Annotated in this window: 7 protein-coding genes and 1 pseudogene; all 8 read left to right on the top strand. The window is 44.8% G+C overall.

The window, feature by feature from the left end; genetic code table 11:
* Window positions 1–371, top strand: a pseudogene (locus GGG_RS0118400) (hypothetical protein); the annotation flags it as partial.
* A 3-nt stretch (window positions 372–374) separates the two neighbouring features.
* Window positions 375–740 (top strand): hypothetical protein, encoded by a 366-nt coding sequence (locus GGG_RS0118405; RefSeq protein WP_004973656.1) that lies wholly within the window; start codon window positions 375–377, stop codon window positions 738–740.
* Window positions 741–743: 3 nt separating this feature from the next.
* Window positions 744–1823, top strand: a complete 1080-nt coding sequence (locus tag GGG_RS0118410) for a major capsid protein (protein ID WP_010117698.1) — start codon at window positions 744–746, stop codon at window positions 1821–1823.
* A 10-nt stretch (window positions 1824–1833) separates the two neighbouring features.
* A complete protein-coding gene (locus GGG_RS20095; RefSeq protein WP_034600011.1) occupies window positions 1834–2013 on the top strand; it encodes a hypothetical protein in 180 nt (59 codons plus the stop codon).
* A 5-nt stretch (window positions 2014–2018) separates the two neighbouring features.
* Window positions 2019–2477 (top strand): gp436 family protein, encoded by a 459-nt coding sequence (locus GGG_RS0118420; protein ID WP_010117699.1) that lies wholly within the window; start codon window positions 2019–2021, stop codon window positions 2475–2477.
* A 7-nt stretch (window positions 2478–2484) separates the two neighbouring features.
* Window positions 2485–3033: a phage virion morphogenesis protein gene (locus tag GGG_RS0118425; RefSeq protein WP_010117701.1), complete on the top strand. Its 549-nt coding sequence runs from the start codon at window positions 2485–2487 to the stop codon at window positions 3031–3033.
* Window positions 3026–3448, top strand: coding sequence for a hypothetical protein (locus tag GGG_RS0118430; RefSeq protein ID WP_010117703.1), 423 nt, complete (start codon window positions 3026–3028; stop codon window positions 3446–3448). Before GGG_RS0118425 ends, GGG_RS0118430 begins: the two co-directional genes overlap by 8 nt.
* Window positions 3449–3457: 9 nt before the next feature.
* Window positions 3458–3631 carry a hypothetical protein gene (locus GGG_RS21200; protein WP_171057719.1) on the top strand — a complete coding sequence of 58 codons (174 nt, stop codon included), beginning with the start codon at window positions 3458–3460 and terminating at the stop codon, window positions 3629–3631.
* Window positions 3632–3724: the final 93 nt, after the last annotated feature.

The following is a 3724-nucleotide window of genomic DNA, read 5'->3' on the forward strand; positions in this document are numbered from 1 at the left end:
AGTTAGAACAGGCGAAAGCCAAAATTCAAGAATTGGAAGGTCAGGTGAATACTCTGACTGAACAAAACAAACAATTCGCAGCAGCAAAACGTGAAGCTGAAATCAGCGCTTTGGCTAAGGACCTAGGTAAAGAGTTCAGCGCTGAAGATGCTGCTGAAATGGCGAAGCTTGACGATGCTGCCTTTGCATTCTCGGCAAAGCAATTACGCCAATTTTCGACAAAACCAGAACCACAAAGACAAGGCCTGCCATCGCATCTGTTTAGCCATCAGGCAAATGGTGGTCAGGGTGGGACGCAATCATCGGGCAATCAAGAGCATCAATTATCTGCAGGCGCTAAAGCATTTGCAGCTCAGCAAAAGGGGAAGTAATCCATGACTACTGTTTCAGCTACACATGAATCACGTCCGTTTAATTTGGATGTGGGAAAAACCCGCCGTGTTAATGCCAAGGTCACAACTGCCACAGCATACAAAGAGGGTGATTTATTGGCACTATCTGCGGCAAATGTGCTCACCCAGGCGGCCGATGAGTCAAGTTGGGACGTTATTTGCGGTGCAACACTGACAGCTGCACAAGCAACTGCAGCAGCTGCAAACGGTACTGAAATCCCTGTTTATAATGGTGGGGTGTTCAATATTGAGGCTGTATCAATTGCTGGCACAGCACTCGCAACAAGCAAATACGATGCAGCACGCGCTAAAGCATCTAAAAACAACATTGAATTATCAAAGGTGTAAATCATGCCACAAAGTTTTACTATTGATGGTGCTCCGCTGGAGCTATTGGGCGTTGATGAATTAGCATTAATTCATTCAAATTATGAGCCGATGGATACATGGCTTTTAGACAAGTTATTTCCTCGTCGCAAATCATTCACGACAAATGTGGTGCCTATTGCCGAGCTGGAAACTGAATCAGACATTGCTCCATTGGTGGCTCCACAGGTGCCAGGTAAGCCGTTTGACCGCACCACAGCAATTCAAGTAAGCCATGTGCAGCCAGCTTACTTAAAACCAAAGAATCAAGTCACACCTGCAACAGCTTGGGATACCGCTTTATTGGCGCGTTTACGTGATGCTGGCATTATCTCAACTGGTAACAATCAGTTAAGCACATCAGAGCAATACATGATTGCTCAAATTGAAACCATGAAGCGCAACCATGACTCGATTGATAATCGTAAAATCTTAATGGCTACTGAATTGGTGACAACCGGTCGAATTGTGCTTGAGTCGGACGACTACACCAAAAATGTGGTGTCTTTTGGTCGTGAAGCTTCGCTTGCATTTACTCCAACAATCGCATGGGATCAAGCAGGTGCTACTCCTGTTGAAGACATTGAAACCATGGCACAACGCATGTTGGATGAAAATGGTGGTGATGCGACCATGATTCTTACGACTGGCAAAGTATGGTCAGCGCTGGAAAAGAATGCGGCATTTAAAGCTAAGTTTGTTGAGCCGTATGCAGGTATTAGCGTTCCTTATCGCCCTGGTCTAAACGCCTCACGTTCTGCGAAGTTCAAAGGCTACTTGGGTGATATTGAAATTTGGACTTATGACGCAACATACCGCCACAAAGGGCAGGTGAAACGCTTCATTCCAGTGGATTACTTTGCACTTATTTCTGACACCAATGGTTATGTGACGCAATGTAAGATCGAAAACATCCATGCAAATGGCTTGGCTTTAGAATACTTTGATCGTCAATGGTATGAAGAAGATCCAAGCGGCATTTTACTTATGACTGAATCAGCTCCACTGGTTGTGCCATCAAATAAAAATGGCATCTGCGGTGGTACTGGCTTCATCACAGTCTAAGGAGTGACGTATGGCTAAATATATTGCAACGCAGTCCGTAGGTCAGCACCTACCGGGCGAAACAGTCGATGGTCTTAGTGCAGAACGTGCTAAGGCCCTTTTAGTTATGGGTGCGATTAAAGAAGTGGAAGCCGATCAAGAGGAAACTCAGGAAAAGCCTGCACGCCGTACTCGTTCGACAGCTGAGTAAGTCTTATGTATGCGACTGAAGCAGATTTAAAAAGACGGTTTGGTGCGCAGCAGATCGAAAACCTTAAGTTGATGGTTCCTGATGATGGTAGTGAAACTGTAGATGTGGTGCAAACTGCTCTACAGGATGCTACAGAAGAGATAAACGGCTACATCGGTGGCCGCTATCCTTTACCTCTACCAAATGTGCCAAGTAACTTAAACCGGATAGCATGTGACATTGCACGCTATCGTCTCTACTTTGAGCAGCCTTCCGAGCACGTCACCAAGCTTTATGACGATGCCATTGCTTTTCTGAAGCGCGTGCAGGATAAGAAAGCAGACTTGCAGATTCAGGATGCTGAAACACAAGAGATTGTTGAAGATCAACCGAAAAATAAACCATCTACTGTGCCAATTGGCACAACTTATACAGGCGGTGTGTTTGGAGATTCCACTTTAGACATGATGCCTAGCATGAAGTGAGGTGTTTATGAGTGGTGTAGCAATTTCAATTGATGTTGATGGTGATTCACCTATTTTAGCAATCCTCAAAAACCTTTCTGATTTTGAACAACGCAAAAGTGAATTATTCGAAGACATTGGCAACATTATCACCGAAGGTATTCGCTCTCGCTGGATTGGAGGTGAAGGCTTAGAGGGTAAATGGCCACTATCTATACGAGTAATGCGTGAGGGTGGTACCACCTTGCGTGATACATCACGACTAATGAATTCTATTACTTATAACGTCCTTGCTGACGGTGTAGAAATTGGTACAGATGTAGAGTATGGGGCGATTCATCACTTCGGTGGTGAAATCAAACATGAAGCAAGAACGCGAAAAACATTCTTCCGTCAAAACATGCGTACTGGTGAAGTCGGCAATCGTTTTGTGAAACGTAGACGCTCTAACTTTATGCAAGAGACCATGGGCAAGGCGTATACGGTCAAAATGCCGCGTCGACCATGGCTGGGTATCACCGAGGACGAGGAGCAAAGTATTTTGAATTCGATTGAGGGAGTAATACTTGATGAGTAATTTCTTCGCCGTAAGAGCTGAAATTGCAAAGAAACTGGAGGAGATTCCAGAGTTCAAAAAGATTTATACCCCGATCAATATCGGCAGTACCTCAGAATTATCCCAAATCACTCCATGTGCTCATGTGAACTATTTGCGCATTCGTAAGGCTGATGAGGCTGGCAGAGGCAGCATTAATGCACTGAAACAAGAGTGGGATATCACGATTGTTGAGCGTCATGCGGCTTCACAGTTGTCAGATGGGTCCAAGGCAATCGATAAGGCGGGTGAACTGGTAGCCAAGGTTATTCCGCTTTTAAGTGGCTGGCGACCAGAGTCAAGTACTCGACCATTATCACTGGTACGCATCAGTGAAGATTTCTCACCAACCTGTGTCTATATCACGATGGTATTCGAATCATCATTATTCATTTAGGAGCCAGTCATGGCAAAACAATATAAGGCAACTCAGCCTGTCGGCCGCTTTCAAAAAGGCGATATGGTCGGCGGACTGGACGATGTTCAAATTAAAAAATTAGTGGCAGATGGTGTGATTCAGGAAGTACCTGAAGCTAAAGCCGCTGCTCCAGCCAAGAAAACCATAGGGGATGAAAAGTAATGGCTAAAAAGAATTATATCTCTTTGCAAGGTAAGTTTTACTTATCTGAGATTGTGAATGGTGTTGCTGGTGCTATGCGTCATCTTGGTAACA

Source organism: Acinetobacter sp. P8-3-8 (assembly GCF_000214135.1).
GTDB lineage: Bacteria > Pseudomonadota > Gammaproteobacteria > Pseudomonadales > Moraxellaceae > Acinetobacter.

Excerpts from the sequence above, each read along its gene's own strand:
- GGG_RS0118405 (WP_004973656.1), top strand. The coding sequence starts at position 375 with ATGACTACTGTTTCAGCTACACATGAATCACGTCCGTTTAATTTGGAT.
- GGG_RS0118410 (WP_010117698.1), top strand. The coding sequence starts at position 744 with ATGCCACAAAGTTTTACTATTGATGGTGCTCCGCTGGAGCTATTGGGC.
- GGG_RS20095 (WP_034600011.1), top strand. The coding sequence starts at position 1,834 with ATGGCTAAATATATTGCAACGCAGTCCGTAGGTCAGCACCTACCGGGC.
- GGG_RS0118420 (WP_010117699.1), top strand. The coding sequence starts at position 2,019 with ATGTATGCGACTGAAGCAGATTTAAAAAGACGGTTTGGTGCGCAGCAG.
- GGG_RS0118425 (WP_010117701.1), top strand. The coding sequence starts at position 2,485 with ATGAGTGGTGTAGCAATTTCAATTGATGTTGATGGTGATTCACCTATT.
- GGG_RS0118430 (WP_010117703.1), top strand. The coding sequence starts at position 3,026 with ATGAGTAATTTCTTCGCCGTAAGAGCTGAAATTGCAAAGAAACTGGAG.
- GGG_RS21200 (WP_171057719.1), top strand. The coding sequence starts at position 3,458 with ATGGCAAAACAATATAAGGCAACTCAGCCTGTCGGCCGCTTTCAAAAA.